This window comes from Rhodococcus sp. P4_E4 (assembly GCF_056401575.1).
This window is the reverse complement of sequence record NZ_JBFUJB010000011.1, coordinates 57,057-81,253: the sequence shown is the minus strand read 5'-3', so window position 1 is coordinate 81,253 and position 24,197 is coordinate 57,057. Positions and strand designations below refer to the sequence as shown.

General features: G+C 62.1%; 29 protein-coding genes. 17 read left to right on the top strand and 12 right to left on the bottom strand.

Going from position 1 to position 24,197, the window contains the following annotated elements; genetic code table 11:
- Positions 1 to 81: 81 nt before the first annotated feature.
- Positions 82 to 1,245 (bottom strand): alpha/beta hydrolase family protein, encoded by a 1,164-nt coding sequence (locus AC1DVN_RS13770; RefSeq protein WP_007729711.1) that lies wholly within the window; start codon positions 1,243 to 1,245, stop codon positions 82 to 84.
- A gap of 175 nt (positions 1,246 to 1,420) precedes the next feature.
- On the opposite strand from AC1DVN_RS13770, the gene AC1DVN_RS13765 reads away from it, so the two are divergent.
- Positions 1,421 to 1,861: a VOC family protein gene (locus tag AC1DVN_RS13765; protein ID WP_029256408.1), complete on the top strand. Its 441-nt coding sequence runs from the start codon at positions 1,421 to 1,423 to the stop codon at positions 1,859 to 1,861.
- Positions 1,862 to 1,882: 21 nt separating this feature from the next.
- Here the strand turns inward: AC1DVN_RS13765 and AC1DVN_RS13760 are convergent, their stop codons facing one another.
- Positions 1,883 to 2,482, bottom strand: coding sequence for a TetR/AcrR family transcriptional regulator (locus tag AC1DVN_RS13760; RefSeq protein ID WP_020970999.1), 600 nt, complete (start codon positions 2,480 to 2,482; stop codon positions 1,883 to 1,885).
- A 58-nt stretch (positions 2,483 to 2,540) separates the two neighbouring features.
- Positions 2,541 to 3,974: an FUSC family protein gene (locus AC1DVN_RS13755; protein ID WP_051636510.1), complete on the bottom strand. Its 1,434-nt coding sequence runs from the start codon at positions 3,972 to 3,974 to the stop codon at positions 2,541 to 2,543.
- 58 nt (positions 3,975 to 4,032) lie between these two features.
- Here AC1DVN_RS13755 and AC1DVN_RS13750 point away from each other — a divergent pair, with 58 nt between their 5' ends.
- Entirely contained in the window at positions 4,033 to 4,548 is a 516-nt protein-coding gene (locus tag AC1DVN_RS13750; protein WP_019745590.1) for a MarR family winged helix-turn-helix transcriptional regulator, read from the top strand.
- Position 4,549: 1 nt separating this feature from the next.
- On the opposite strand, the gene AC1DVN_RS13745 is transcribed toward AC1DVN_RS13750, so the two are convergent.
- Positions 4,550 to 4,954 (bottom strand): PaaI family thioesterase, encoded by a 405-nt coding sequence (locus AC1DVN_RS13745; RefSeq protein ID WP_069145498.1) that lies wholly within the window; start codon positions 4,952 to 4,954, stop codon positions 4,550 to 4,552.
- A 118-nt stretch (positions 4,955 to 5,072) separates the two neighbouring features.
- Here AC1DVN_RS13745 and AC1DVN_RS13740 point away from each other — a divergent pair, with 118 nt between their 5' ends.
- Positions 5,073 to 5,516 carry a winged helix-turn-helix transcriptional regulator gene (locus AC1DVN_RS13740; RefSeq protein WP_477993916.1) on the top strand — a complete coding sequence of 148 codons (444 nt, stop codon included), beginning with the start codon at positions 5,073 to 5,075 and terminating at the stop codon, positions 5,514 to 5,516.
- Positions 5,517 to 5,518: 2 nt separating this feature from the next.
- Here the strand turns inward: AC1DVN_RS13740 and AC1DVN_RS13735 are convergent, their stop codons facing one another.
- The 4 genes from AC1DVN_RS13735 to AC1DVN_RS13720 all read right to left on the bottom strand — a co-directional run bounded on the left by AC1DVN_RS13735 (position 5,519) and on the right by AC1DVN_RS13720 (position 7,660).
- Positions 5,519 to 5,974: a PPOX class F420-dependent oxidoreductase gene (locus tag AC1DVN_RS13735; RefSeq protein WP_007729721.1), complete on the bottom strand. Its 456-nt coding sequence runs from the start codon at positions 5,972 to 5,974 to the stop codon at positions 5,519 to 5,521.
- A gap of 33 nt (positions 5,975 to 6,007) precedes the next feature.
- Positions 6,008 to 6,547, bottom strand: coding sequence for a hypothetical protein (locus AC1DVN_RS13730; protein WP_047889040.1), 540 nt, complete (start codon positions 6,545 to 6,547; stop codon positions 6,008 to 6,010).
- A 70-nt stretch (positions 6,548 to 6,617) separates the two neighbouring features.
- Positions 6,618 to 7,433 carry a DUF72 domain-containing protein gene (locus AC1DVN_RS13725; RefSeq protein WP_020971002.1) on the bottom strand — a complete coding sequence of 272 codons (816 nt, stop codon included), beginning with the start codon at positions 7,431 to 7,433 and terminating at the stop codon, positions 6,618 to 6,620.
- Between the two features lie 44 nt (positions 7,434 to 7,477).
- Positions 7,478 to 7,660, bottom strand: a complete 183-nt coding sequence (locus AC1DVN_RS13720; RefSeq protein ID WP_007729726.1) for a hypothetical protein — start codon at positions 7,658 to 7,660, stop codon at positions 7,478 to 7,480.
- An 81-nt stretch (positions 7,661 to 7,741) separates the two neighbouring features.
- On the opposite strand from AC1DVN_RS13720, the gene AC1DVN_RS13715 reads away from it, so the two are divergent.
- From AC1DVN_RS13715 to AC1DVN_RS13695, 5 genes are all read left to right on the top strand, one after another.
- A complete protein-coding gene (locus tag AC1DVN_RS13715) occupies positions 7,742 to 8,062 on the top strand; it encodes a GYD domain-containing protein (RefSeq protein WP_007729728.1) in 321 nt (106 codons plus the stop codon).
- 44 nt (positions 8,063 to 8,106) lie between these two features.
- Positions 8,107 to 8,955, top strand: coding sequence for an LLM class F420-dependent oxidoreductase (locus tag AC1DVN_RS13710; RefSeq protein WP_024487511.1), 849 nt, complete (start codon positions 8,107 to 8,109; stop codon positions 8,953 to 8,955).
- 75 nt (positions 8,956 to 9,030) lie between these two features.
- A complete protein-coding gene (locus AC1DVN_RS13705) occupies positions 9,031 to 9,780 on the top strand; it encodes an SDR family oxidoreductase (protein WP_046379406.1) in 750 nt (249 codons plus the stop codon).
- 62 nt (positions 9,781 to 9,842) lie between these two features.
- The gene (locus tag AC1DVN_RS13700; RefSeq protein WP_020909359.1) at positions 9,843 to 10,307 is read left to right on the top strand and encodes an RrF2 family transcriptional regulator; all 465 of its coding nucleotides are present in this window, start codon (positions 9,843 to 9,845) and stop codon (positions 10,305 to 10,307) included.
- A 118-nt stretch (positions 10,308 to 10,425) separates the two neighbouring features.
- Complete coding sequence (locus AC1DVN_RS13695; protein ID WP_020971004.1) at positions 10,426 to 11,568, top strand: GGDEF domain-containing protein; 1,143 nt, start codon at positions 10,426 to 10,428, stop codon at positions 11,566 to 11,568.
- A gap of 26 nt (positions 11,569 to 11,594) precedes the next feature.
- Here AC1DVN_RS13695 and AC1DVN_RS13690 read toward each other — a convergent pair whose 3' ends face one another.
- Positions 11,595 to 12,479 (bottom strand): helix-turn-helix transcriptional regulator, encoded by an 885-nt coding sequence (locus AC1DVN_RS13690; protein ID WP_007729733.1) that lies wholly within the window; start codon positions 12,477 to 12,479, stop codon positions 11,595 to 11,597.
- Between the two features lie 167 nt (positions 12,480 to 12,646).
- On the opposite strand from AC1DVN_RS13690, the gene AC1DVN_RS13685 reads away from it, so the two are divergent.
- Genes AC1DVN_RS13685 through AC1DVN_RS13670 form a run of 4 tightly spaced genes read left to right on the top strand, consistent with a single transcriptional unit; the run spans position 12,647 to position 16,003 of the window.
- Positions 12,647 to 13,684 (top strand): zinc-dependent alcohol dehydrogenase family protein, encoded by a 1,038-nt coding sequence (locus tag AC1DVN_RS13685; RefSeq protein ID WP_021345745.1) that lies wholly within the window; start codon positions 12,647 to 12,649, stop codon positions 13,682 to 13,684.
- A 42-nt stretch (positions 13,685 to 13,726) separates the two neighbouring features.
- Positions 13,727 to 15,199: an MFS transporter gene (locus AC1DVN_RS13680; protein ID WP_477993915.1), complete on the top strand. Its 1,473-nt coding sequence runs from the start codon at positions 13,727 to 13,729 to the stop codon at positions 15,197 to 15,199.
- On the top strand, positions 15,174 to 15,560 hold the full coding sequence (locus AC1DVN_RS13675) for a DUF2255 family protein (protein ID WP_021331807.1): 387 nt from the start codon (positions 15,174 to 15,176) through the stop codon (positions 15,558 to 15,560). The genes AC1DVN_RS13680 and AC1DVN_RS13675 overlap by 26 nt, the downstream gene beginning before the upstream one ends.
- A 29-nt stretch (positions 15,561 to 15,589) precedes the next feature.
- The gene (locus tag AC1DVN_RS13670; RefSeq protein WP_283308059.1) at positions 15,590 to 16,003 is read left to right on the top strand and encodes a (R)-mandelonitrile lyase; all 414 of its coding nucleotides are present in this window, start codon (positions 15,590 to 15,592) and stop codon (positions 16,001 to 16,003) included.
- Between the two features lie 13 nt (positions 16,004 to 16,016).
- On the opposite strand, the gene lexA is transcribed toward AC1DVN_RS13670, so the two are convergent.
- The gene (gene lexA / locus AC1DVN_RS13665) at positions 16,017 to 16,706 is read right to left on the bottom strand and encodes a transcriptional repressor LexA (RefSeq protein WP_020909365.1); all 690 of its coding nucleotides are present in this window, start codon (positions 16,704 to 16,706) and stop codon (positions 16,017 to 16,019) included.
- Between the two features lie 77 nt (positions 16,707 to 16,783).
- On the opposite strand from lexA, the gene AC1DVN_RS13660 reads away from it, so the two are divergent.
- Positions 16,784 to 17,242, top strand: coding sequence for a hypothetical protein (locus tag AC1DVN_RS13660; protein ID WP_029256421.1), 459 nt, complete (start codon positions 16,784 to 16,786; stop codon positions 17,240 to 17,242).
- 101 nt (positions 17,243 to 17,343) lie between these two features.
- Here AC1DVN_RS13660 and AC1DVN_RS13655 read toward each other — a convergent pair whose 3' ends face one another.
- A complete protein-coding gene (locus AC1DVN_RS13655) occupies positions 17,344 to 18,843 on the bottom strand; it encodes a flavin-containing monooxygenase (protein WP_400818410.1) in 1,500 nt (499 codons plus the stop codon).
- 519 nt (positions 18,844 to 19,362) lie between these two features.
- Here AC1DVN_RS13655 and AC1DVN_RS13650 point away from each other — a divergent pair.
- On the top strand, positions 19,363 to 20,022 hold the full coding sequence (locus AC1DVN_RS13650; RefSeq protein ID WP_477993914.1) for a helix-turn-helix transcriptional regulator: 660 nt from the start codon (positions 19,363 to 19,365) through the stop codon (positions 20,020 to 20,022).
- Positions 20,023 to 20,190: 168 nt separating this feature from the next.
- Positions 20,191 to 21,078: a ScbA/BarX family gamma-butyrolactone biosynthesis protein gene (locus tag AC1DVN_RS13645; RefSeq protein ID WP_477993913.1), complete on the top strand. Its 888-nt coding sequence runs from the start codon at positions 20,191 to 20,193 to the stop codon at positions 21,076 to 21,078.
- A gap of 38 nt (positions 21,079 to 21,116) precedes the next feature.
- Here AC1DVN_RS13645 and AC1DVN_RS13640 read toward each other — a convergent pair whose 3' ends face one another.
- Positions 21,117 to 21,761, bottom strand: a complete 645-nt coding sequence (locus tag AC1DVN_RS13640) for a ScbR family autoregulator-binding transcription factor (RefSeq protein ID WP_003940238.1) — start codon at positions 21,759 to 21,761, stop codon at positions 21,117 to 21,119.
- 86 nt (positions 21,762 to 21,847) lie between these two features.
- Between AC1DVN_RS13640 and AC1DVN_RS13635 the strand changes: the two genes are divergently transcribed.
- Together AC1DVN_RS13635 and AC1DVN_RS13630 are read left to right on the top strand one after the other, a co-directional pair.
- Positions 21,848 to 22,690 carry an NAD-dependent epimerase/dehydratase family protein gene (locus AC1DVN_RS13635; RefSeq protein WP_003940604.1) on the top strand — a complete coding sequence of 281 codons (843 nt, stop codon included), beginning with the start codon at positions 21,848 to 21,850 and terminating at the stop codon, positions 22,688 to 22,690.
- Between the two features lie 360 nt (positions 22,691 to 23,050).
- Entirely contained in the window at positions 23,051 to 24,169 is a 1,119-nt protein-coding gene (locus AC1DVN_RS13630; protein WP_064073905.1) for a hypothetical protein, read from the top strand.
- The last annotated feature ends 28 nt before the right edge of the window (positions 24,170 to 24,197 follow it).

Here is a 24,197-nt window from a genome sequence, read left to right as displayed (position 1 = left end):
GGGCAGAACACTATCGCTACACACTCGCCCCCCCCCCCCCCCCCCCCCCCCCCCCGCGGATGATCTGGATTCTCGGTATGCCTAGCGGAACAGGTTCGCGACGAACGGAATCGTGTCGGCCTGCGATTCGACCAAAGCGCCGCTGTGATCGGTGTTGTAGGTCTTGAACGTGACCGGTTCACCGTTGGCGACCAACGCTGCAACCAGCGAAAGTGCAGACGGTGCAGGGACATCCACGTCAAGCAGGCCCTGGCCGATAAAGATAGGGCGGTCGTATCCACTGGTCGGTACACCCATGTAATCGTTCAGCAGACCCTGGAAGTTCGGGATCTGACTGAGCGGGCGGGAGAAGATGTCACCGAGGACCAGATCCTTGGATGCCTCGTCCAGGTCTGCGGCGCAGAGCTTTTCGGCCGAGTCGACCTTTTCCCTTCCCAAGTCGTTCAGGTAGGAATTCAAGTCGATCTCGGGGTGCGCTTCCCGCAAGCCCGCGAGGATGTAGAGCGCGTACGACGTCAACCCGCCGCCGAGGGCGATGGGAGGGAAGCCCGGACCGGCAGGCAGGAGGGTCAACTCGATGTTGGCCGGCACTCCGGTACCCACGCCACCGCGGTAGTCGAGCGAATCCCCTCCGTACTCGGTTGCGTAGCGGGCCGTCGTGATGGCCGCACCGCCGCCCTGCGACTGTCCGACCACTGCCCAACGATTCGAGATGGAGGAGTCGATGACCCGGGCCGCCTTGACCGAGTCGACTACGCTGTGCGCCTCCACCTTTCCGTCGAGGTACGGCATCAGCCCTGGTGTACCCAGACCGACGTAGTCGGTGGCGACGACGGCGTAGCCCTCCGAGAGCCAGCGCCCCAGGTACGGGTAGTCACGTTCGGGCAGGCCGGGACCGACCAGCGAAGGGGCACAGGAATCGTCGAGTCCGGTGGTGCCGTGCGCCCAGGCGATGACGGGCCAACCACCTTCCGGTGCCGGGCCGGCCGGGACGTAGTACGCGCCACTGCTCAGCGCGGGCCCGCCGTTGGAACCGATGGTCCAGTACGTGAATCGCTTGGCGTCGGCGGTACCCGGAATCCACAGATCCTTCGGTAGCGGCTCACTCGACACCACAGTGCCGGTGGCTTGCGACGCGCTCGGCGCCTGCGCGGACGCGATGGGCGCAGCAACGGCGGAGCCGATCGTTGCAGCACAGAGGGCTGCGATGGATATGCGGGCAAACGACTTCGACTGGAATTTCACGTCTGACGACTCCGGTTCGTGCGGTGGGCGACCTCGTTGGACGTTATCGTAGATTTTGTTTAACCGATCGGTCAAGCAAAATCTTGCAGCTTTGCGACACGTACATGTCGAGATCCCGGCCCCGACTCCGACCCAGTATCGAACCGGCACGAAGAAACAGTAGGAGGATGTGTCCATGGCACACGTACAGCGTTTCGACCACATCGGCATCACCGTCGCGGACCTCGAATCAGCGACGGCGTTCTTCGTCGGTCTGGGTCTCGAGGTGGAGGGCACCGGATCCGTGGAGGGCGAGTTCGTGGAAACCGTCTGCGGTATCCCTGGAGCAAAGTGTGAAATCGCCATGCTGCGCCCTCCGGGCGAAGGGTCACGGCTGGAGCTCTCGTCCTTCGTCACGCCCGACCACGTACCCGGATCGCCTGCTCCGATGGCCAACGAGATCGGTCTGCGCAACGTGTCTTTCGAGGTGGGCGATCTCCAGGCGGCGGTCGACGCGGTGGCTGCGGATGGTTACGGGCTCATCGGCGGGATCGGCGAGTACGAGAACAGCGTGCGCATGGCCTACGTGCGTGGGCCGGAAGGGATCATCGTGTCCCTGTTCGAGCAGATCGCCTGAAGCGTCACGGCAATCGGACCGTCAGATCGCCTTCCACGAGCTGACCAGAGCGCCCATCGCGGCCGCGAATTCGGCAAACGCCGCGTCGATTCTGACGCGGTCACCGGTCGTCACGAGATCGAGCGTCAACCCCCGAATCTGCGCCAACACGATCGTCGCGTAGCGATCAGCGCGATCGGGCGGACATCCATGCGCGAGCGCAGCTTCCGTCAAACCACCCAACCAGTCCCCCACCACATGATCGAGAAACTCGCGATACCGCTCCGGATGCAACAACGCCTGTCCGTAGATCTCGAACATCAAGCGAAAGTTCGGCAACGATTCCGCTGATGTGCGCCCATTCCAGTAACTCGTCAACATCTCGACGATGTCGGTCCCGGAAGAGATGTCGAGAGAAGAGCTGTCTCGCAGGGTTGCGACTACTTCAGTGAGTAGTTGTTCCTTCGAACCGAAATGGTGGATGAGTGTCGCATGGCTGATCCCCAGGTCCTTGGCCAACGGCCGCATGGACAGTTCACCGACGCCGTTCGCCGTGACATACGCGGTTACCTGCTCGAGCAATTCGGCACGGCGATGCTGGTAACGCAGTTTCCGGCCGTCGATCGGCGTGCTGTCCTCCACCTGCAGGAGCCTACGCAGTACCGGAAACACAGCAGTACCGGAAACACAGCAGTACCGGTTACACGGTGACGTGGTGGCGATCCGATCGACTGATCGTGACAGCAGCGACGACGATACCGATCACCACGCCGATGAGAGTGTCCGCGACGCGAGCCACTGCCGCTTCGGTCCCGATCGGGGCACTGAAACCGATGAGAAGCAGTGCCATCGGAGTGACGGCGAGTGACGTCAGCGCATAGTTCTTGATGACGAGCAGCTCCGCAGCAGTCTGCAGAATCACGATCACGGCAACGGCTTGCCAGTAGCCCAGTGTCAATGCGATGAGCCCAGCGGCCACGACGGCGCCACCGACATTTCCCACCAACCGCTGGATCCCGCGCTGGACGGTCTGCTTGTAGTTCAGTCCCTGCATCGCGGCGATGGCACCCATCGACGCCCACAGCGGATGCTCCAACCCGGCTCCTGCCGCGAGCCAACCGGCCAGAGCCGAGGCCGCCACGATGCGGAGAGCATTCATCCGCACCGGGCGCGAATACAGTCGGCGCAATCCTTCGAGAAAATAGCCCTCGGGGGCGGCAAGCGTGGGCGCCGGCGCGAGGTCGTGTTCGATCATGCTGGAGCGCTTGAGCTTCCGAAGCTCCTTCTCGTGCTGAGCAATACTCCGGATCAAAGTCGCATCGCCGTGCAACTGCCATTGCTGTACTGCCGCTTCTGCTTCGTCGAGCACCGCGACCAGTTCGCGTCCGTGATCGACGGTCGACTTGATCCGACCGCTCGACGCAATGACCAAGCGGGCGTTGGCAATCGATCCGAGCGCCGGTTCCACTGCGTCTGTGCCGGACTGTTCGAGACGCCCCACCGCGGAGACTGCACGAGCAACTGCCAGACGGGCAGGCCCCATCGGCAGTACGAGCGCTGGGAGCATCGCGGCCACCCAACCGACCACAACTCCGAGCGCACCGGCAGTCACCAGCCTCGCCAGATCATCGACACTGGAGGCATATCCGGCCGCACCGGTCGCCGCGAAGACGAGGATGACGGGCCCTGGTCCGGTGATCCGGAAGCCCGACATGAAGCAGTACGACGCACCGGCCAGCAACGACAGGATGCCGATCTGCAACCACATCGGAACGCCCACAACACCCATTGCGCTGCCGAAAGCGATGGACACCACCAATGCGGCACCGACCATCGCCAGCTTGCCCGCCAACCGGGGATACGGCTCGTACCTACCGAACGCGGCGCACAGCGCGCCCAAGGCCGCGAAGCCGGCCAACTCCCGATGCCCGAGCAGTCCGCCGACCACGAGGACTACGGCGGTGGCGAGCCCGACCCTGATCGCGGGGGCGATGGTCGCGTCGGCGGATCCGACGCGAAAAGCCGCTCGCCACGTCGCCCCGGAGACCGTATGTGCAATGGCCTCACTCGAATGAGTGAGACGGCTGGGCGTCCTGGCTGCGGTTTCGGTTCGGGTCACCGACTCAGCATACATTTATTTCACCAGTAAATTACTTGTGAAGTAATGTGAATTCTGTCGCTAAGATGGGGCCATGGGTGCGACTGACAGATCCGAAGACGACTTCATCGACAAAGTCCGTCGCGAATGGAAGCGCGCCTACCCGGAGTTCGACACCGCCCCCGTCGAAGTGATGGGCCGGATCGCCCGCATCAACGCTCAGTCTCTTCACCAGCTCGACCGCGCCCTGGCGTCCAGCGGGGTCTCTCGCGCCGAATTCGACGTGATGAGTGCACTCGCTCGCAGTGACCGCCCCCTGCGAGCGAGCGAAGTCACCGCCGTCACGATGGTCAGCGGCGCCGCCACCACAAAACACGCAGACCGTCTGGCCAAGCTGGGCTTTGTCGAGCGTCAGCGTTTCGAACACGACGGACGGGTGGTTCTGCTTCAACTCACCGATGCCGGTCGCGCATTGGTCGAGGCAGAGTTCCCCCGACGCGTCGAGCGAGACCGTCAAGTACTGACCGGACTCGACGAGGACGAACGTGCCCAGTTGACGGCACTGCTCAAACGAATCTCACGCAACATCGACTCGGGGATCTGGGACTGATCTACTTCGGCAGCGGTACGTTCTGCAATCGCACCTGACCGCGCGCCACCTCTTTGCCCGATTCCGGATCGGTGATGACCACCGACCACAACTGCTGAACGCGTCCCTGCTGAATCGGGAGAGCCACGACGTCCACGCGCCCACCCGTACGCGCCCGCAGGAAATCCGTTCCGTTGTGGACACCGACGGCGAATTCGCCACGATCCGCCACTGCAGTGCTGGCTCCGATACTCGCGGCCGACTCGACGGCGGTCGTGTAGACACCGCCGTGGACTACACCCCACGGAGTGTGATGCGCCTCGGACAGATCGATGTGTCCGACGACCTTCGTGCCGGACACCTCGTCCAGTTGCAATCCGGCAGCGCTGACAAATCCGCTTGCTGCCTCGAGATTCAATTCCGTCATGACGACCCCTCATCTGCTCCGTTGGATTTCTCGACCTACCTTCCGCCCTCGAATACATGCCGTCAAGTGCTAAGTTGGAATTCCCAACTAACTTTTCCAACTAACAGGGGCCCCAGAGATGACGGCGACAAAAGGACGCAACTGCTCCATCGCCAACGCCTTGGAGGTCGTCGGCGAGAAGTGGTCACTGTTGGTGCTCCGAGAAATCGTCCTCGGGCAACGACGGTTCGACGAGATCGCCGCGGGCACGGGTGCGAGCCGCGACATCCTCGCCGCGCGTCTGCGCACCCTCGTCGAGGCCGACGTCCTCACGAAGCGTCGCTACGAAGACCATCCACCGCGCTACGAATACGTCGCCACCGAATCAGGGAAGGCGCTCTACCCGATCCTGATAGCACTCATGGAATGGGGAGATACCTTTGCGACGACGGGTCCGCCGCCTACCGTCGTCGAGCATCGTTGCGGTGAGATCCTGCACGCCCAAGTTGTCTGCGCACACTGCAAAGAACCGCTGGCCGCCAGAGATGCGCACGTAGTCGAACTCTCGCCACCCGCTCGATAGCGTCAGCGTCCGGGCGGAAACCCACCTGTTGCGATCGGGCCCCAGGAGTCGACGGTGACGCGGATCAGGCTCTTGCCCTGCTTGCGCATGGCTTCGCGGTACTCGTCCCAGTCGGGATGATCACCGGCGATGGATCGGTAGTAGTCGACCAACGGTTCCACCGAGTCCGGGAGGTCGATCAACTCCGCGGTTCCGTTCACCTGGACGTACGGGCCGTTCCACTCGTCGGAGTGGATACACAGAGACACCGCCGGGGTGCGGCGAACGTTCGCGGCCTTGGCCCGTTCCGGGTACGTGGAGATGACGATCCGACCCTCGTCGTCGACCCCGCACGTCACCGGAGAGATCTGCAACTCGCCGGATTTCTTCACCGTGACGAACGTGGCCCGATGGCGCGGCCTGATGAACTCGAGGAGTTCGGCAAACGAAACACGATCTGCGCTGGCGATCTTGGACATGACCTCAGCCTAATTCGATTTACGAGCTGACGCTCAGGGCATCTCGATGGTCTGAGCACGTGCGATTTCGTCGATTGCACGAATGACGTACGCGCTCTGAGCTTTCTTCACTCCGGTCGACAGACTTCCGATGACCAGAACCGCCGAACGCAGGTACGCGCCGTGCCCGATGCGGAACGAATCGTCCTCCAGATCCGAAATCCCGAGCGCCCCGGTGTAGACCGCAGCGAGCGCCTGCACGTCCAGATCCGGCAGCCACACGATTGTGGACTTGGCGCAGGCAGTAAGCGCATCCTGCACGTCCTCGCTGGACAAGCCGTCCGGATGCGTGTCCTCGAGCAATTCGCGCACGATCGCCGCGTGAACCGAGCTGACCTGCTCGAACGAGAGCCCGCGCAGTTCCTCGACAGCCACGAGCAGTCCGTCACGATTTGCCGCCCGCACCGCGGCGAGTGCGTCGGCCGTGGCATCGGCGATGTCACGGGCGACCTTCGGCCAATGCGTCGGCCAGCTCTGTTCTGGCGTCCGCTGTTCCGGCGTCCGCTGTTCCGGCGTCCGCTGTTCTGGCGTCATCGTGGTATCTCCTCGGTCCTCGCGTTCATGCGGAAGCCTTCCACATCCCACCGACAGGCCAGGCGATCCGTCAGCGCAGCCGCTCCAACAAGGACATTGCGTTGTGCGGCGCAAAGCCTTTCATGTCGTTGTCGAAGTAGACGTACACGTCGAGGCCTTCGTCCATCCAATCCCGAAAGCGCTTGGACCACTTGTCCAGAGCTTCGTCGGTGTACCCACTCGCATACAGTTCCTTGTCCCCGTGCATCCGCACGTAGACAAAATCGGTAGTCGGAGTGGTGATGCGGGGATATCTGCCGGCGGTGTCTGCGACGACAAAACCGATGGAGTGCTCGCGCATCAGGTCCACGGCTTCGTCGGTCTCGAAGCTGGCGTGCCGCGCTTCCACCGCGTAGCGAATCGGCACATCCCTCTCGGTCTGGGCGAACACTCGGTCTTCGGTGAGCTTGTCGTCGTGCTGTGCTGCCAGATCGGCTGCAGCCTGGGTGGTGCGGGGAAGACCGTCGAAGAAGTCGGTCAACCGCTGCGGTTCGAACTGCAGCGTCGGAGGTAGTTGCCACAGGATCGGTCCGAGCTTGGGACCGAGGGCGAGTGTTCCGGCGGCGAAGAAGTTGGCGAGTCCGTCACGGGCGTCGAGCAGTCGTTTCATGTGCGTGATGTACCGGCCGCCCTTGATCGCGAACATAAAATCTTCGGGAGTTTCACTGCGCCATTTGGTGTAGCTTTCCGGCTTCTGCAGGGCATAGAACGAGCCGTTGATCTCGATCGACGTCAATCTCTCTGCGGCATAAGATAATTCTTTGCGGTGAGCAAGACCTTTCGGATAGAAATCTCCGCGCCACGCGGGATACGTCCACCCGGAGATACCTACCCGAATATCTGCCATCGCTTCAGACTAAGCGGCACTCGAGCGTTTTGACACTCGGTGTTTCAAACTCCGGCACTGAGCGCGACGGATACCGGTACGACGGTCAGGCACACCACCGCACCGACGAACAACGCGATCACGAGGCGACGGTCCCACTTTCCGCGTGCACCACTGGCAGCCAGCATGAAGATCACAAAACCTACACACACGGACACGATAGTCACGATCACCGGAGTTCCAACCATGCCGTGATTGTCCCCTACCCATTGCCACCGAGCGCCCTACGGGTACACGATCGAAGTACCCATCCCGAGCAAGGAGTGGAAATGCCGAAATACCTCTGGCAAGTGACGTACTCACCCTCCGGCGCCGCCGGCCTACAGCAGGAGGGAGGCACTGCGCGGCGCGACGCGATAACCCGAATGGTCGAAAGCATCGGCGGCACAGTCGAATCCTGCCACTTCGCACTGGGCGGTCACGACATGTTCGTCATCGGCAACCTACCGGACGACGTCGCGGCAGCCGCATTGAGCATTCGCACGGCTGCGGCAGGTGCAGCACGCTCGGAGTCGATCACGCTGCTCACGCCGGAGCAGATCGACGAGGCAGTCAAGCGACCGACCGACTACCGCGCGCCGGGCAAATGACGACGGAAGGAATAGATCCCGGCAGCAGCCGAGTTGCACCCGCTGTGACGGAGACTACGAAAACACCTGACCTGGGCACCTACGGAATCTGGCGAGGAGCGGCTGGTTTGCCGCCCGAACTGGGAACAGCGATCGAGAAACTCGGTTTCGGCACCATCTGGATCGGCGGCTCACCACGCGCCGATCTACGGATCGCCGAGAAACTTCTCGACGCGACCGAGCACATCACTGTGGCGACCGGAATCGTCAACATCTGGTCCTCACCTGCGGCCGAGGTGGCGGAGTCCTATCACCGACTCGAAGCCGCGCATCCGGGGCGATTCCTGCTCGGCGTAGGCGTCGGACATCCGGAGGCGACCGGCGACTACACCAAGCCGTACGCCTCGCTCGTGTCGTACCTCGACGAACTCGACGAGGCCCAGGTCCCGGAATCGCGGCGCGTCCTCGCCGCACTGGGACCGAAGGTGTTGAAGCTGTCCGCAGATCGCGCTGCCGGCGCGCATCCGTACCTGACCATCCCCGAACACACCGCCGAAGCTCGTGAAATCCTCGGTCCTTCGAAGATTCTTGCCCCTGAGCACAAGGTTGTTCTGGAAACCGATCCGGAGAAGGCCAGAGCAATCGGTCGCCCCGCCGTCGCCAACCCGTATCTGTATCTGCGCAACTACACGAGCAATCTCGAGCGCCTCGGTTTTGCGCCCGAAGAGTTGGCGAACGAAGGAAACGATCGCGTCATCGACGCTCTGGTTGCGCGCGGTACCGCGAAGTCCATCGCGGATCGACTTCGGGAGCATGTCGCGGCAGGTGCCGATCACGTTGCGATCCAAGCACTTCCCGCCGAGGGTGATCCGCTCGCGACCTACGAAGCACTCGCAGCCGAACTCTTCGGCTGATCGGACAACCCTTGACTTGGATAAGTTGTGTCCGAGTATACTTGGACATGACTTATCCGAGTAAAGGAGAAAATCATGAAGATCGTCATTTTCGGAAGCGGACTGATCGGAAGCCAGGTCGCCGCCAAGCTCGCTGACGCCGGGCACGACGTGAAGGCGCTCGGTCGGGCAGACGGGATCGACATCACCACCGGCGCAGGAATCGCCGAAGCAGTCGATGGTGCCGACGTCGTCGTGGATCTGACCAATTCCCCGTCGTGGTCGGACGAAGACGTCTTGGCCTTCTTCCGTGACGGAACCAGCCATATCCTCGCCGCAGAAGAGAAGGCGGGCGTCGGTCACCACGTCATCCTGTCCATCGTCGGCGCCGATCGACTGCCCGATTCCGGGTACATGCGAGCCAAAGTCGCCCAGGAAGACCTGGTCAAAGCCGGCCCGACCCCATACACGATCGTCCGATCGACCCAGTTCTTCGAGTTCGTCGCCGGAATCGCCGACGCCGGAACCACCGACGGCACGGTCCATGCAACACAGGCACATCTGCAGCCCATCGCATCACGGGACGTCGTTTCTCACGTCGCCGAGGTAGTGACCGGTGCGCCGCGTAACGGCACGGTCGAGATCGCCGGGCCCGAACCGCTGGGCATCGACGAACTGGTCCGGCGCCTGTTCGTCGTCACCGGCGACAAGCGCTCGGTGATCTCCGACCCCGAGGCCGGGTACTTCGGCGCGAAACTCGACAACTCGGCACTCACCCCGACACCCGGCGTCGACGCATGGATCGCGCCGACAACGTACGACGCGTGGCTTGCCGAGAAGGCCTGACGTCGACCACTCGAGCGACGTCCGGCCCGCATCACGTTCCACCGCGTCGATAGAGTTCAACCATGAAGCTTTCCGGAGGCGTGGAGTGGTCACTCCACTGCTGTGTGGTTCTCAGCCAGGCCGAGGGGCCGGTACCCACAGCCAGACTCGCCGAACTTCACGGGGTGTCGAAGACATACCTGGCGAAGCATCTGCGAGCGCTCGCGCACGCCGGTCTGGTCAATCCGACCGAGGGCCGAGACGGTGGGTACGTCCTCACCCGGGCTCCCGAGAAAATCACCGTTCTCGACGTCGTCCAGGCGGTTGACGGCACTGAACCTGCGTTCCGGTGCACGGAGATTCGACAGCAAGGAATCCTCGCCGCTCCACCGGAGCAATGCCGTTCCGCCTGCGGAATTGCCAAAGTCATGGCCGACGCCGAAAAAGCCTGGCGCGCATCGCTGTCGGGAGTCACGATTGCAGATCTTGCTGCAACCCTGGATCTTCCGGCACTCAGAAAGATCCTGACCACACCGATCGCACCTTAGAGCGGCCCACACCTCACGAGGCATCAATCCATCGTTCAACTATCGGGTACCTTGTTCGGGGATCAAATCTTGACGAAGAATCTTCCGGGAATTTTCGCAAGATCTCGGAGGGGGTTTCATGGGAGTCAGTGGCGCTGCGGGGTTGGGGCAGAACATTCGTCAAACAACTGGACTGTTGCGTCGCTGGTGGTCTCTTGCGTACGACGGTGAATGGTTCCCTCGGTTTCTGGCTGCTCGATCGATGTTGGGGACAGCCAGAGTGGTCGTCACCTTTTGGTGCGCTGTGTTCGTGGCACTCGCCGTACTGGCTCAATTCGTGAAGGGTGGCGCAACCGACCTCCCTGAACGGCTCGCGGCGGGCGCAGCATGCATGATCGCGCTCTACTGCATGATTCGCTGGTCACTCGGACGGTCCTGGCCGAGCCACCACCAATCCGTTCGTTTCATTTCGCTCACCAATATCTGCTTGTCCTTGATACTTCTCGCCGGAATCCATTCGAGCTTCCTGGCGTTGACCGGCGCCGTCCTGTTCGTGGTCGTCGCGAACTATTCGTCGGTATTCCACAGCCCTCGAATAGTCACGGCACAGATCGTCGGCGCGCTGTTCGTCGTTGCCCTACTGACAATTCGCGCTGTAACCGATCCGGATACCGATTCTTCGCTGTCGGTGTCCACTGGATTCGTCATCGGGTGTGTTATCGCGTCCGCCGCGATGACCGTGCATTTCCTCGTCTTGTACTTGACCGACGATGCACGACACTCTTGGCGCGATCCACTCACCGCTGCTCTGAACCGACGTGGGCTGCACAACGTCTGGCAACAGCTGTTCGGTGTCGGCGAACTCCAAGGACACGTTGTCCTCGCGGTGGTGATCGATGTCGATTCGTTCAAGAGCGTCAACGACAAACTGGGTCACGCAGAAGGTGATCGGATGCTGGTGACAGTCGGTCGGCGTCTGAACTCAGCGGTCGGAGAGGTCGGGTTGGTTGCCCGGACAGGCGGCGACGAGTTCGTGATTCTCATGCCCGTGGAGCCACGTCGCATCGAACAAACCGTGGTGGACATTCACAATTCGATATCGCGGCCCGCCGGTCGGCAGTCGATTTCCGTGAGCGTCGGAGCCAGCGTGTGGCTGTCCTCGACAATCCCGGACGCTTCAGGAACCATCGATCGGATACTTGCCGACGCCGACAACGCGATGTATCGAGCCAAGCGACGGGGTGGAGACCAGGTGGCCTGGGCGGTAACGCATCTGAGCTGATCGACAGGTCTACTTGCCGACCGAACTCAGAGCGCCGCTTCGCTGTCGTTCGCCGGATCCAACTGATCCTGGGTTGCCGCCCAACTCGCCAAGAGTTTGAGTGCGTCAGCCGTGGGCGTCCCCGGCGCCGCGGTGTAGACCAGCAGTGTCAGCCCGGGATTGGACGGCAGTTCCATCGCCTCGAAGTTCAGCTCCAGGTCGCCGACGACGGGGTGACGAACCTTCTTGAATCCCGTCCGATGAAAGCGCACATTGTGTTTCGCCCACCGGGTGCGGAATACCTCACTGCGAGTGGCAAGTTCACCGATGAGCTCGGTCAGCGCCTTGTCATGGGGATTGCGCCCCGCTTCCGAACGGAGCATCGCGGCGATGTCGTCTGCCGCGCGCTCCCAATCTACGAAGAAGTCCTGCGACGCCGGGTCCAGGTACACGAAGCGGGCGTTGTTCGCCGGCCTACGCGGATCAGCCAAGACTGGCGAATACAACGCGCGCGCCATGCGATTGGCCGCCAGCATGTCGTGCCTGGCATTGCGTACCCACGCCGGCGCGTCGGTGATGGCGTCGAGTATCTGCTGAATCGCCGGGCTCACGCCCTTGGGGGCGGGCCGCTTTCTACTCGGTGCGCCTGCACTGGCGGCCTTCGCGAGGTCGTACAAATGGGCAGTTTCGGCTTCGTCGAGTTGCAGTGCTCGGGAAAGGCTTTCGAGTACCGAATCCGACGCTCCCGCCAGATTTCCGCGTTCCATGCGCACGTAGTAGTCGATGCTCACACCGGCGAGCAGAGCGACTTCCTCACGGCGCAACCCCTTGACGCGACGGTTTCCGCCGTAAGCCGGGAGCCCTGCCTGCTCGGGTGTGATGCGAGCACGACGGGAGCTGAGGAATTCGCGGATCTCGGCTCGGTTGTCCATGCAGTTCACGTTACTCGAGCGGCGAAGACCGAGGGAGGTACTGCCGTTACCTGGAACAACAGACACTCCCGCGCTCGCGAGGCGCCGCGTTGACTGATTGCAGTCGACCGGTTCACGCAGAAACGTCGACTTCCAAGCACGCGACACCAGAAGCAAGAGGGGACACCATGCGAGCAACCATCATGTACGGCGCCGGAGACGTTCGGGTCGAGACCGTGCCCGATCCGGTACTGCAGCAGCCGACGGACGCGATCGTGCGGGTCGTCAGGGCCTGCGTTTGCGGCTCTGACCTGCACCCTTACCACAACATGCCGGCAACACCCGGTGGTTCCCCGATGGGCCACGAATTTGTCGGAGTGGTCGAAGAGACCGGTCGCGAGGTGTCCACGTTGAAGAAGGGCGACTTCGTCATCGCGCCCTTCGCCTGGTCCGACGGGACGTGCGACTTCTGCCGCGAAGGCTTGCAGACGTCCTGCCGCCACGGCGGATTCTGGGCCGGAAACGGGATCGGAGGCGGGCAGGCGGAGGCCATCCGAGTGCCGTTGGCAGACGGCACCCTGGTCAAGGCGCCGGTCGGTGAGGACTCCGAACTCCTGCCGTCACTGCTCACGCTCTCCGACGTCTTCGGCACCGGCTATCACGCGGCGGTCAAGGGTGGCGTCAACCAACGCACGACGGTCACGGTCATCGGCGATGGAGCCGTGGGGCTGATGGCAGTGCTCTCCGCCAAACGCCTCGGCGCCGAGCGCATCATCCTCATGGGGCGCCACAAGACCCGCACGGATCTCGGTCTCGAGTTCGGAGCCACCGATGTAGTTGCCGAACGTGGGGACGAGGGCATCGAGAAAGTCCGCGAACTGACCGGAGGCGACGGCACTCATGTCGTCCTCGAAGCGGTAGGTCACATGCCTGCCTATGAGCAGTCACTCGGAGTTGTCCGACCGGGCGGCGTCATCAGCCGAGTCGGAGTACCCCAATACGAAGAAGCTCCAATCGGATTCGGGACGCTCTTCGGACCCAACATCACGCTCACCGGTGGACCGGCTCCGGTGCGCGCGTACATCGAAGAGCTGATGCCGGATGTGCTCGACGGAAAGATCGAGCCGGGCAAGGTCTTCGACCACACCGTCGGGCTCGACGACGTAGCGGAAGGCTATCGAGCCATGGACTCCCGTGAATCGTTGAAGGTCCTCGTCCGCCCGTAATCCACCACTTGCGAACGTCCACCACTTGCGAAGAAGAAGCGCGTGACCCACACTGCCAACCGTCCCGTTGCCGGTCGCATCAATTCCACCGCGATCCTGGCGATCATTCTGATCAGCTATTTCATGATCCTGCTAGACAATTCGATCATCTTCACCGGGCTACCCAGCATCCAAAGCAGCTTGGGTTACTCGGCAACCGGGCTGTCCTGGGTCCAGGACGCCTACACCCTGGTGTTCGGCGGCCTTCTCCTGCTGGGCGCTCGTCTCGGGGATATCTTCGGCCGTCGTCGCGTATTCGTCTCCGGTCTCGCAATTTTCGCGATTGCGTCGTTTCTCGTCGGGGTCGCGCCGAACGGTTGGTGGCTCATCGCGGCGCGCGCTCTCCAAGGCGTCGGAGCCGCAGTGGTGGCCCCGGCGTCGCTGTCACTGCTGACCGCCAGTTTCCCGCCCGGGCCGGAGCGAACGCGCGCTGTTGCCTGGTACGGCGCTGCCGCAAGAATAGGCGCCAGCCTCGGACTCGTGATCGGCGGCGCCCTTGCCGACTGGGTGTCTTGGCGCGCAGGCTTTTTCATCAACGTTCCGATCGGAATCGCGATGATCGCGCTCGCGCCCCGGTTCATTCCGGAAACCGAACCCAACTCCGGACGTTTCGATGTGGCGGGCGCTGTTCTCGCCACACTCGGCATGACCGCACTCGTCTTCGGCACCGTCAACTCGGCCGAAGCGGGGTGGACCTCACGGATCACTGTTGCGACACTGGCGGCCGGGGCGATACTACTGACCTTGCTCTTCCTCAACGAAGCGAGAGCGGAGCAGCCGATCATGCCACTGAGGTTGTTCCGCAGCCGGGAGCGATCCGGCGCGTACGCCGCCCGAATGCTCTATCTGGGCGCCATGATCGGATTTTTCTACTTCACGACTCAGCTACTCCAAGGCGTCATGGGCTTCAGCGCGTTCCAAGCTGGCATCGCCTTCTTCCCGATGACGATCGTCAATTTTGCTGTGGCGATGCTGATTCCGCGACTGACACCACGATTCGGAAGTTCCGCAATTCTGTCGGTTGGCATTGCCGTCACCCTCGCCGGGATGGCGTGGCTCAGTCTGGTCCATCCCGGTAGCACGTATCTCACTGCGATAGCACTTCCGATGATATTGATCGGCGCCGGGCAGGGGTTGGCTTTCGCTCCGCTGACTTCTGCCGGTATCTCCGGGGTAGAGGCCGAGGATGCCGGTGCCGCATCAGGATTGGTCAACACTGCACACCAACTGGGCAGTGCTCTCGGACTCGGCATCCTCGTCGCAGTTTCCGCGGGCGCCGGAGCCTCTGCCGACGACGCTACAACGGCACTCACCGATCACGTATCAACGGCTCTCACCGCAGGCACCGCCCTGCTGGCCGCTTGTCTCGTCATCGTCCTCGCACTGATCGTCCCGGCTACGAGAACGCGAAGTACCACAAAGCAATTCGAACAGGAGAAAGGAAGCCGAGATGTCGCACTCGTGGACCGAGGCTGAACTGACCAAGATCGGTGGTGCCGAGGAATTGCAGATCTCCTCGTACCGCCGCGACGGCACCGCAAGGCCGTACGTCACGATTTGGGTCGTCCGTGCCGACAACCAACTGTACGTGCGCTCGGCATACGGAACCGACAACCCGTGGTTCGTCCGAGCAACGGCAAGTGGAAGGGGCCGAATCCGCGCAGGAGGAATTGAGCGGGACGTGGCGTTCGAGTCCGCCGCACCGGATGCGCACTCGGCGATCGACTCCGCCTACCACACCAAGTACGACCGCTACGGCCCGCAGATCGTCGGCTCCGTCACCGGCCGCGCCGCCGCACCCAACACCATTCGACTTGTTCCGCTGACGCAGAACTGAACCGCCCCTTTCGATTCCGAGGAGACCTCATGGAAATCTTGAAGCCCCAGCCCACCAGCAAAGCACCCAGCGACTGGTTCACCGGCGACGTCTGGTGGGACGTCATCTACGCCGGCCAGGAGCCGTCGAGGATGCGCGCCAACATGGTTCGCTTTGCACCTTGTGCGCGAACCGACTGGCATTCCCATGTCCTCGGGCAGACCCTCCACATCGTCTCCGGGACCGCGCTGGTTCAAGCTCGCGGCGGCGAGATCGTCGAAGTGAGTCCAGGCGAGACGATCTATACCCCGGCAGGAGAGGAACACTGGCACGGCGCGGCACCCGACCGTTTCATGACCCACCTTGCGCTGTGGGAAGGACCCGGCGACGAAAGCACCGAAACTACATGGGGCGACAAAGTCACCGATGAGGAATACAACGGTCCCCGCGCCAACCATCGCTGAGACCGGACACCACTCAGATACGTCGCATCACCGAAACAACCTTGCCCAAGATGGCCGCGCGATCGCCGTCGATGACGCTGTATGCGGGATTACGAGGCTCGAGGTACACGTGACCGTCGCGGCGCCGGAGCACCTTCACGGTGGCCTCGCCGTCGATCATCGCGGCGACGATCTCGCCGGAATGGGCCTCGTCCTGGCGTCGCACCACGACGACGTCGCCATCGCAGATTGCTGCGTCGACCATCGACTCACCGCGCACCCGAAGTCCGAACACCGTGCCGGAGCCGACGAGCTCGCGAGGAAGCGCCAGCACCTCGTCGGCGTGCTCCTCCGCGAGGATCGGCGCGCCGGCCGCAATGTCACCGACGACCGGAACCGTCACGGTGTTCGACGACGACTGTTCCTTCGCTCCCACGAGGAACGGCCGCACGTCCAACTGCCGAGCCATGGCCGCTCCCCTACGGAGGAAGCCCTTCTCTTCGAGGCTCTTGAGGTGCTTGGATACCGTCGACGTCGAGCGCAGACCAACCGCGTCTCCAATCTGCCGTGTGCTCGGCGTGCACCCGTTGGCAGCCACGAGATCCCGGATGGTCATCAGAATCTGCTGCTGGCGGAGCGGCAGGGAGGAGGCGTCGAGGCCACCGAACATGTCGAGATCGTCGTAATCGGTCACGACGAGAATCGTAGTGAGGGGTCCCGACATCCAATCCGGGCAGCCGCAGCCTGCCAGAAACGGCACAGGCAGTTTGTTTCCCGAGTGGCGCATGGCACGCTGAGCTCATGGAGCCTCTCGAACCGATGCGCCCGGTCAGTGTTGCAGTAGACACGCGGACCAAGACTCCACTCTGGAAGCTGGTGGTGCTCTATCCGGCAGTGACATCGGTGTTCATGTTTGCCGCACTCACCACCCGAACGGGAATTGGTCTTGTCGTACTGGGACTGGTCATTTTCGCAGTCGGCGCGAGCACTTACGCGATGTCGGAGCGACGGATGCTTCGAGAGAACTCCGGGGTTCGAGTTCCATACTTCGCCGGACCTCCTGTCGCCCCGCGGCACGTCGATCTACTCGCGGCAGCAGGGATGCCCCTGCTTACGAGTGGAGCGGTGTTGACCGTCCGGGCATCCGATACAGAACGTCCTTGGGTTTTCATATCGGTGTTCGTGATAGCGATGGTCCTGGCAATAACTGTCCCGATGGTTGTGCATAACGTGCGGGTCAAGCGGACAGAATCAGCCTGAGCAGTCACGCCATACCGATATCTCGCAGCGTCACGTTCAGCCTTCCCAGACGTCGGACCGACGTCTGGGTGGTGCGACCGGTTCGCCTCAGGTGGAGTCGACTACGCGCTGGCGACCTTGCTATCAGGCACGACAGCAATATCGACCTTGCTGAACTGCAGCACACCGTCTTCGATCTCGGCGTCGTGCATCAGCTTGCGGTCGCGGTAGTAATTGTTGACCACTTTCCACGCGCCGCGGGCACCCTGACGCGGCATTTCTCCGTCGCCGCGCTGGATGTAGCCCGAGGTCAGGGCTCCGCCCATGAGAGATTCTTCGGCGAAGTCCTCGGGTTCGGCGTGAACCTCGAAAGTCGTGTAGCTGCGATCGCGCATGATCTTGAGCACGCGACACAGATAGGACGCGGCCAGGTCAGCCTTGAGCGTCCACGACGCGTTGGTGTAGCCGAGGATCATCAGGAAGTTCGGGATGTCGGAGTAGAGCACGCTCTTGTAGGCCACAGTCTCGTTGAGCTTGACCGGCTCGCCGTCGATGCTCATGGTCGCGCCGCCCAGAATCTGTACGTTCAAGCCGGTCGCCGTGACGATGACGTCGGCCTCGATTTCGCGGCCCGACTCGGTCACGATGCCCTTCTCGGTGAACGTGGCGATACGGTCGGTGACGATGTCGGCCTTGCCGCTCTTGAGCACCTTGAACAGGTCCCCGTTGGGAACCACGCACAGGCGCTGATCCCACGGGTTGTAACTGGGAGTGAAGTGACGCAAGTCCACGTTCTTGCCGAGCTGCAGGCGGATCTGGGCGAGGAACAGCTTCTTGGCCAGCTTCGGGTTGGAGCGAGAAAGCTGAAAGCTGGCGCGTTGCAGTGCGATATTGCGGGCTCGACCAATCTTGTAAGCAATCTGGTCGGGAACGCGTGCGAGCTTGAGACCCTTGGCAACAGGGTCCTCGGACGGAAGCGCCTGGATCCACGTGGGCGAGCGCTGCAGCATGGTGACGTGACCGGCGGTGGGGGCCATCGACGGGATCAGCGTGATCGCGGTGGCGCCGGAACCGATGACCACTACCTTCTTTCCGGTGTAATCGAGATCCTCCGGCCAGTGCTGCGGGTGCACGATCTGACCGCGGAAGTCGTCCTCACCGGGGAAGGCGGGGCGGTAACCCTTGTCGTAGTTGTAGTAACCACAGGCGCCGACGAGGACGTTCGCGGTCCACGTCTCGGTCTCCCCTGTCGCCTCGACCAGGACGGTCACGGACCACTGCGCGGCGGTACGGTCGAAGTCCATAGCCACGACCTTGCGGCCGAAGTTGATGTGGTCGGTGACGCCGTATTCCTTGGCGGTTTCCTCGACGTAGTCACGGATACTGGCGCCGTCTGCGAGCACTTTGGTGCCGATCCAAGGACGGAAACCGAATCCGAAGGTGAGCATGTCGGAGTCCGAACGGATGCCCGGGTACTTGAACAGGTCCCAGGTGCCACCGATGTTCTCGCGGCGCTCGAGGATCGCGTAAGTGCTTCCGGTCTGCTCACGAATGAGGTGGCAAGCCGCGCCGATTCCGGACAAGCCAGCGCCGATGATCAGTACGTCGACATGCTGTGTCATGGAGGAAACTCGTTTCGTAGGTCGTCGCGAAGCTACATCTGGCGTCGGCAGTGGCCGAGAACGATCGGCCGGTTCAGGCCGGGTTCCCTAAGGTCAGCGCCAATGTACAGGGTATGTGCAACTGACGGTAACAGTCAATATCTCGACCCGACTGGGTACAGAACATTGAGAGTGCGACGCACCGGCTCGCGGAAACTCGATCGAGACGACTGAATGCCGCCAGCCACTGGAGAGTCGTTCACGTCGTCGACGGAACGTCCAATGGCTCGTCTACGCGGGATACTCATCGCCCAAATATTCAGCGCCCTAGCATAATTCGAAGGTCCACGATCAGGTGTCGGACGCGCGAGTCTCCATGGGCGGACGGACAACTGCGCTATCGCTGTCACCCTTCGTGCGCATCAGTGAAGAGGTCACTCCGATAACGAGCCCGCTGACGAAACCACGCTGAAACCAACGGTTTTGGATTCGCAACGCGGAAAACGGGCGGACTGGACCTCCGCCGGTGATGTAGTCGCTATGACACACTCCAGCACAGTCACGGTGTACACCACTCATAGCGATCGAGAGTTCGCCAATGCAATCGCTGCCGGAATCAGCGCCAGGGCTTATTCCGAGCCACAAACCGCAGACATGAGCCTGTTAAGGCATCACACCAGCGATCACGGTAGAGCGCTCGTTCTCCTACCACTCGGGGGCGTCGATTGGCAGGTGAAGGAGCTCTCCGCGCTCGAGGGATCGGTCCTGGTCGGCGATCTCAGTAGCGGCAACTCCATGATTCGGGGGCTCGCAGCGGGCGCCCACGCCGTGCTCAACTCTCAACTGCCATTCGCATCCCTGCTCGATGAGCTGCAGGCCGCGATCAACCCCAACTCCGCTCGGTCTGCACACGACAAGTCCTCGCTCGTACAACGCATCCGGTTGCGCACCGAAGAATTCGCACGAATCAGCAGTCTCACCGATCGCGAGTTCGAGATCGTGGGCCTTCTCTACGGAGGCTCGAATGTCGACTCGATTGCTCGAACCGCCCACATCGCACCGACCACGGTTCGCGCCCACATCCGAAGCATCCTGCAAAAACTGGGGGTGCATTCCCAGCTGGAGGCATGCGCGATGCTCCGCCGCTCTGGTCACGACGCACGCAGACACCCACTGGAACTTCGGATCGGACGCTTCTAGCAGGAAGTGCCCCAGACACACTCGCCGAGATGGGGTGCCGCCCCTGATCGAACTCGACCTTCGAAAAGATCGTCAATTTTGACGATTCGATGACGCGCCCGGACGTCGAATATTAGGTCCTACACGACACCGAAGACACGAGTGAACATCGAAAGGTGCATTCAATCAATGGAATACACACGCACAGTGCCGCGGCATCTTGTCCACAGACATGCTGTTGCCGAGGTTTTCTTGACGGACTACCGGATCGAATCGGACTCGGCGTACCAGGTTGCTGTGCAACTCCCGGTCTCGCACCGGATATTCGACGTATCGAGCGAGCAACACGATCCGCTCGGGGTGGCAGAAGCATTTCGACAGGCAGTGGTGCTTCTGTGCCACACCCGATACGAGATTCCACTGCACTACAAGTTCCTCATGGAAACGTTCAGCTTCGAGATGCTGGACGCGCTCGACGTGCAATCAGTCGCGGAGCCGTTGAGTTTCTCGATGACAGTGGACAACCTCACTCATCGCGACGGAGCGGTTTCGGGGGTCGAAGTGTCGGGGATCCTCAGCGAGGGCAACCGGCACGTCGCCAGATGCAACGCTGTTGCGCGAGGAGTCAGCCCCGAGGGATACCGTCGAATTCGGCAAGGACGAGAAGACCACCGCCCGAGCCGACGCATCCTTCCTTCCGGAGCCGCGGTGGTCGGATCGGAGCGAGTCGGACGCCTAACCGATGGAGATGTGCTCATCAGCACTGATCCTGTTCGGCACGCGATGTTCTGCGCTCCCGATCCGCGCAACCACTCCCTTTTCGACCACCCCGTCGACCACATCCCAGGAATGATTCTTTTCGAGGCCGCCCGACAAGCGCTCCGATTTCACATCGGCAACCCAGCAACAAAGATCGCCTCGCTCTCGGCGGTCTTTCCGAGGTTCACTGAATGGGAAACGCCGTGCGAGGTGTCAACGATCCCCCTTGACGCGTCGGGCCATGTGCACCGAGTTCGGTTCACTCAAGAACTGGAAACCACCGCGGAACTCGAAATTACAGTTGCGGACCAATCATGAGAGGGAACGAACACGTTCTTCTCGTCGCGTCTACCACGTCAAGCGCTCGGTGCTTCCCACTCTCTCGGTGCAAGCGCCGCCAGTTGCATGACGTGCGCCAACTTGTCCTCGCGGACGATCGTTGGCAGCACCAGGTTCCACATCTGACTCAACCGCTCGTACAGATCGGTTCTGCCCGTCAGCATTTCCGAGAGAATCTGCACTCCGGTGAACGACCCCACCACAAATCGAGCCAACGCGTCGATATCGGTGCCCGGGACGATATCGCCGGCTTCGGCCGCTTGGGTTGCCACCTGCTTGATAGCCTCGATCCAATCGAGGTACGGCTGTTCGATGGGGCCTTGAATACTGCCGATCTCCATCGTCAACCGCATGCCACCTCGCGCGATGGGCTCGGTCACAAGCTGCCGAGCCATCTCCTGCGAAACGAGCACCAGGGTTTCGACCGCGATGTCGGAGTGCGCAGCAACCCGCCGGGTACCCTCCATCGCCATACCGTGCTGGGCTGCGATGACCGCGTGCGCAAGCTCCTCCTTGGACGCGAAATGAAAATACATCGCCCCCTTCGACACACCCCCGTGCTGCAAGATCGTGCCCAAACTGGCGGAGTACCCGAACTTCTCGAAGCTCTTCGCAGCACCCAAAATGACGGCCTGGCGCGTCAGGACAGCACGCTCCTGCATGATCTACCCAGCTCTCGTTGCCGACGGAATGAATCTCAACGATACGTCGAAAGAGCCCGCAGCAACGCTCTCGACACGGACACACCGTGACGACACTGGTACTCGGGGCCACTGGTTTCATCGGCTCCGCAGTGATGAAACAGTTGGTTTCCCGCGACGGAAACGCTGCAATCGGTTTCGTTCGCACGGCCACCGCAGCCAAACAGTTCGGCCGTGAAGGAATCGCCACCGTGATCGGCGACATCAACGAAAGTGCTTCTCTACGAGTTGCAATGAGTCAGGCGTCGACCGTCATCTGCTGCGTGTCGTACGTGGGCGACGACGAACAACAGTGCGTTCACGTCAACCAACACGGCGTACAGAACGTTGCGTCGATGGCCGCCGCCGTCGGCGTCGAACGCTTGCTCTACGTCAGCACCGCGGCCGTGTACGGGCCGGGACCGTTTCGAGACTTGCCGGTCAACGGCGCACCTCTCAGCCCCTTCTCACCTGCCAGTCGCACGCGCGCTCTCGCCGAGAAGTTCGTGCGCGCAGCCGGAGGCCTGGTCGTCCGGCCGCATCTCGTGTACGGACCCGGCGACAGATGGTTTCTTCCGACACTGACGCGAATTGTCTCTCGCCTCGACTCGATCATCGACGGCGGTAGCGCTGTCCTGTCGGTAGTCGACGTAGACCTACTCGCCCGATCCATCTACGAGTTGTCGATAGAACAGCAATTTCGCTACGGCTCAACACTTCACGTCAACGAGCCTGTCCCGCGGACAGTCATCGACCTTCTCGAGCAACATGCGCGGGAGACCAACTGGACTCTGCCCCAGAACTCTATCCCCCGCGCCGACGCGGTGAAAGCTGCTGCCCAGCTGAGTCTCGACATGCACCAGATCGACATGATCAGCCTCGATCACTGGTTCCGGTCGAGACTGTACTGATGGCACACGGATCACTCTCGCCAAAATACCTGTCTCCCAACCTTTTCAGCCCTCTCTATTGTTCAGCCTCAGCAATCAATAGGACCTATTTCGCAGTCACTACAGGCGAACAGAGAGAGCTCTGATCGACGAAAACCACGGCTGCACAAAGACGGCAGTGATCGCGCACACCCAAGAAGCGGCGTTCACGCAACTGGCAGCAGCCTGGGGCTCCCTTCCGTCCGCCTTCGCCGCCGAATGCAGTGTGTGGCGATCATGTCGTGCGCGACGAAACGGCCAGGAGCTCTGACATCACGGGAGAAGGCTCTCCATCTCACTGACCTCGGCTACCGTCATCTGAACCAGAAAACGGGAGAACAGATGCTCACTGCGGATATTTTGCTGTCGGGACCGCGCGGGCGACGGATGCTGCTCGCGTATGCGATCGACGCCGAACGCGCCCTGCGGCCCGAGCCAGGCGACGGCATGTTCCGCATCAGCGCTCACCGGGCGGCGTATCACCTCGACGTCAGGCAAGGCACCTCCCGAGTGTTGTTCGGCCCGGGCGCCGAAGAGGCCCGGCGGACAATAGTCACCGCCGAGGATGTGGCGCGTAGCCTCTCGGAAATCTCGCTCCCCGACGTCACCGCCGTCGATCTACGCTCCGCCCTCGCAGAAGCCGTCGATGCGGCACGCTACTGGCAGGAACCCGACGGAGAAGACGTCCTCGTCGCCACCGAGGTTATGCAAGATGAGCTTCGACGCGTCGCGGAGCACATTGCCGGATCCGAACAGGCGCAATGGTGGAGCAGCCCGCTTGCCGCGCCCGACCAATGGTCGATCATGAGCCGAGGTGAGGAATCTCCAGACACACGCGAGGTGCCTGCTGCGCAACAACTCCTCAGCGAGTGGCGCACGAGCACCCTGGAATCGGAAGCGAGAGCTGAACGTGACCGCCCGGTGGATCCCGCGGCGAACTGGTCAGGTTATTGGTGGTCGAATCCACCCACTCAGGGTTCGACGAGGGCGCTGTTCGACGGGACTCCGGCGGGCTTGTGGTTCGTCGAAGACAGCATGGGATGGGAGCGGGTCGTCGTGCGAGCATTGCGGCCACCGACTGGCGCACGCATCTACGAGATCGACAGCGCGCAAGCCTGGTCGGAGCTGTGCAGACGGTTCCCGCTCGAGGTCACCGCAGAAACGCGGCAGGTTTGGTACCGGACGACCGGCCGATCAGGCAGGTGGGTCATCCCGGACTGGGTGCAGGTCGCGGAAAGATTTGAGGGAGTGCACCTTACCGTGACGGGATACCTCGCGGCGGCAGGAACCGCGATCGAGGTCGATGCCGACACGGCGAGCGTCATCGCGGGTTGGGCACCCGACGAAACATACTGGTTCACCGATGCTGCCACCTACATCTCCGAGCCGTGTGTTTGGGTGCTGCACGACGGCCCGGAAGTGACCGACCAGCCCGCGTGGACGCTGGAATCGCAGCAATGACCCGCACGTGAGGGCCTGCTAGGTATGA

What these genes read in the sequence shown, in the direction of transcription:
- AC1DVN_RS13640 (WP_003940238.1), bottom strand. Translation starts at nt 21,761, where the DNA reads ATGCAGGAGCGTGCTGTCCTGACGCGCCAGGCCGTCATTTTGGGTGCT.
- AC1DVN_RS13660 (WP_029256421.1), top strand. Translation starts at nt 16,784, where the DNA reads ATGGAGCCTCTCGAACCGATGCGCCCGGTCAGTGTTGCAGTAGACACG.
- AC1DVN_RS13690 (WP_007729733.1), bottom strand. Translation starts at nt 12,479, where the DNA reads ATGGACAACCGAGCCGAGATCCGCGAATTCCTCAGCTCCCGTCGTGCT.
- AC1DVN_RS13675 (WP_021331807.1), top strand. Translation starts at nt 15,174, where the DNA reads ATGTCGCACTCGTGGACCGAGGCTGAACTGACCAAGATCGGTGGTGCC.
- AC1DVN_RS13695 (WP_020971004.1), top strand. Translation starts at nt 10,426, where the DNA reads ATGGGAGTCAGTGGCGCTGCGGGGTTGGGGCAGAACATTCGTCAAACA.
- AC1DVN_RS13670 (WP_283308059.1), top strand. Translation starts at nt 15,590, where the DNA reads ATGGAAATCTTGAAGCCCCAGCCCACCAGCAAAGCACCCAGCGACTGG.
- AC1DVN_RS13745 (WP_069145498.1), bottom strand. Translation starts at nt 4,954, where the DNA reads ATGACGGAATTGAATCTCGAGGCAGCAAGCGGATTTGTCAGCGCTGCC.
- AC1DVN_RS13650 (WP_477993914.1), top strand. Translation starts at nt 19,363, where the DNA reads ATGACACACTCCAGCACAGTCACGGTGTACACCACTCATAGCGATCGA.
- AC1DVN_RS13730 (WP_047889040.1), bottom strand. Translation starts at nt 6,547, where the DNA reads ATGACGCCAGAACAGCGGACGCCGGAACAGCGGACGCCGGAACAGCGG.
- AC1DVN_RS13735 (WP_007729721.1), bottom strand. Translation starts at nt 5,974, where the DNA reads ATGTCCAAGATCGCCAGCGCAGATCGTGTTTCGTTTGCCGAACTCCTC.
- AC1DVN_RS13715 (WP_007729728.1), top strand. Translation starts at nt 7,742, where the DNA reads ATGCCGAAATACCTCTGGCAAGTGACGTACTCACCCTCCGGCGCCGCC.
- AC1DVN_RS13755 (WP_051636510.1), bottom strand. Translation starts at nt 3,974, where the DNA reads ATGTATGCTGAGTCGGTGACCCGAACCGAAACCGCAGCCAGGACGCCC.
- AC1DVN_RS13645 (WP_477993913.1), top strand. Translation starts at nt 20,191, where the DNA reads ATGGAATACACACGCACAGTGCCGCGGCATCTTGTCCACAGACATGCT.
- lexA (WP_020909365.1), bottom strand. Translation starts at nt 16,706, where the DNA reads ATGTCGGGACCCCTCACTACGATTCTCGTCGTGACCGATTACGACGAT.
- AC1DVN_RS13720 (WP_007729726.1), bottom strand. Translation starts at nt 7,660, where the DNA reads ATGGTTGGAACTCCGGTGATCGTGACTATCGTGTCCGTGTGTGTAGGT.
- AC1DVN_RS13630 (WP_064073905.1), top strand. Translation starts at nt 23,051, where the DNA reads ATGCTCACTGCGGATATTTTGCTGTCGGGACCGCGCGGGCGACGGATG.
- AC1DVN_RS13725 (WP_020971002.1), bottom strand. Translation starts at nt 7,433, where the DNA reads ATGGCAGATATTCGGGTAGGTATCTCCGGGTGGACGTATCCCGCGTGG.
- AC1DVN_RS13765 (WP_029256408.1), top strand. Translation starts at nt 1,421, where the DNA reads ATGGCACACGTACAGCGTTTCGACCACATCGGCATCACCGTCGCGGAC.
- AC1DVN_RS13655 (WP_400818410.1), bottom strand. Translation starts at nt 18,843, where the DNA reads ATGACACAGCATGTCGACGTACTGATCATCGGCGCTGGCTTGTCCGGA.
- AC1DVN_RS13705 (WP_046379406.1), top strand. Translation starts at nt 9,031, where the DNA reads ATGAAGATCGTCATTTTCGGAAGCGGACTGATCGGAAGCCAGGTCGCC.
- AC1DVN_RS13750 (WP_019745590.1), top strand. Translation starts at nt 4,033, where the DNA reads ATGGGTGCGACTGACAGATCCGAAGACGACTTCATCGACAAAGTCCGT.
- AC1DVN_RS13685 (WP_021345745.1), top strand. Translation starts at nt 12,647, where the DNA reads ATGCGAGCAACCATCATGTACGGCGCCGGAGACGTTCGGGTCGAGACC.
- AC1DVN_RS13700 (WP_020909359.1), top strand. Translation starts at nt 9,843, where the DNA reads ATGAAGCTTTCCGGAGGCGTGGAGTGGTCACTCCACTGCTGTGTGGTT.
- AC1DVN_RS13740 (WP_477993916.1), top strand. Translation starts at nt 5,073, where the DNA reads ATGACGGCGACAAAAGGACGCAACTGCTCCATCGCCAACGCCTTGGAG.